The 241-nt window shown below is 54.4% G+C and carries 1 protein-coding gene; it reads left to right on the top strand.

The window, feature by feature from the left end:
- On the top strand, positions 1-227 hold a 227-nt coding region (locus tag SB717_RS39040), incomplete at its 5' end, for a hypothetical protein (RefSeq protein WP_410908645.1).
- Positions 228-241 lie beyond the last annotated feature (14 nt).

Here is a 241-nt window from a genome sequence, read left to right as displayed (position 1 = left end):
ATTCAATCATTGCCGGAATTAGCACGGTTTCGGGGACACTCGGAGCAGTGGGCTCTAACTATGTGATACAGGGCGCCTTAAGCAGTCCGGGAGCCAATCATGCTCCGACACCAACGCTTCGTGTTTCGGTGGCCGCGAACACGCCTGTCTATCTTGTCGGCACGTTGGCTTTCACTGGTGGAAGTTGTACGGCCAACTCGACGATCCGCGCAGCTCGTGTCATTTGAGGAAAACGATGAAT

This window comes from Priestia sp. SIMBA_032, assembly GCF_046535215.1.
GTDB lineage: Bacteria > Bacillota > Bacilli > Bacillales > Bacillaceae_H > Priestia > Priestia aryabhattai.
This window is presented reverse-complemented; position numbering and strand designations above follow the sequence as displayed.